This window comes from Stenotrophomonas sp. HMWF023, from assembly GCF_003060985.1.
GTDB classification, from domain to species: domain Bacteria; phylum Pseudomonadota; class Gammaproteobacteria; order Xanthomonadales; family Xanthomonadaceae; genus Stenotrophomonas; species Stenotrophomonas lactitubi.
In genome coordinates this window covers 1-1,097 of record NZ_QAIJ01000007.1, presented here as the reverse complement: position 1 = coordinate 1,097, position 1,097 = coordinate 1, and the positions used below count along the sequence as shown (strand labels likewise).

Annotated in this window: 1 protein-coding gene; it reads right to left on the bottom strand. The window is 68.7% G+C overall.

The genetic code is table 11. The features are described from left to right. Positions 1-19: 19 nt before the first annotated feature. Positions 20-919 (bottom strand): LysR family transcriptional regulator, encoded by a 900-nt coding sequence (locus DBR20_RS00095; RefSeq protein ID WP_108264748.1) that lies wholly within the window; start codon positions 917-919, stop codon positions 20-22. Positions 920-1,097 lie beyond the last annotated feature (178 nt).

The following is a 1,097-nucleotide window of genomic DNA, read 5'->3' as shown; positions in this document are numbered from 1 at the left end:
GACCGTTGGTCCGCACGCCTCACCCTGCCATCGGCCCGCGCAGCGCATCAAGCACGGTGCGCATCGCCACGGTGACATGCCGGCGCGACGGGTAGTACGCGTAGTAGCCGTCGAAGTGCGGGCACCAGTCATCCAGTGTTGATTGCAGCCGGCCCTCCTGCAGGGCCGCCTGCACCTGGTCCTCAGGCAGCCAGGCCAGGCCACTGCCAGCCAGCGCTGCTGCCCGCGTCATGCCCATCGTGTTGAAGGTCCACTGGCCAGAGACGCGGATGCTCAGCTCGTTGCCGTCCTGGCCGAAATCCCATGGCATCAGGCCGCCATGGGTGGGCAGGCGCAGGGTGATGCAGTTGTGCCCCGCCAGATCGTGCGGGTGCATCGGCGCCACGTGCTGGCGAAAGTACGACGGCGCGCCCACCACGCGCATGCGCAGCGGCGGGCTGATCGGCAGCGCCACCATGTCGCGTGCCAGGCGTTCGCCGAGACGGATGCCGATGTCGTAGCGCTCGGCGACGATGTCGGCCAGGCCGTAATCGGTGGTCAGCTCGACCTTCAGGTCCGGGTACTGCTGCAGCAGTGGCGCCAGCCTTGGCCACGCCAGGTATTCGGCGGCGTGGCCGGTGGCATTGATGCGGATGGTACCTGCGGGCCGCTCGCGATATTCGGCCAGCGCGGCCAGTTCGTCTTCGATCTCGGCCAGGCGCGGGGCCAGGGTTTCCAGCAGGCGAGCACCGGCCTCGGTGGTGGCGACGCTGCGGGTGGTGCGGGTCAGCAGGCGCACGCCCAGTCGTTCTTCCAGCCCGCGCATGGCGTGGCTGAGGGCGGACTGGGAGACGCCCAGCTGGGCGGCTGCTTTGGTGAAGCTGCCTTCGCGGGCGACGTGGACGAAGGCTTGCAGGTCGTTGAGGTTTTCACGCGGCATGAGAGGGATGATACGGCCGGGCTGCGCCCGGCGCCCGCGGTAGTGCCGGCCGCTGGCCGGCAACCTCAACAGCAACAGCCGAAGCAAGAGCAAAAGCCGAAGCAACAGCAACATCGGTTTCCAGGGTTTGGCGGGGTGGGGCCGGTTGCGGGGGACGCCGTAAACCCGTCCTTGGGGG

Bases quoted from the DNA above. Each gene is read 5' to 3' on its own strand.
- DBR20_RS00095 (WP_108264748.1), bottom strand. From the start codon at position 919: ATGCCGCGTGAAAACCTCAACGACCTGCAAGCCTTCGTCCACGTCGCC.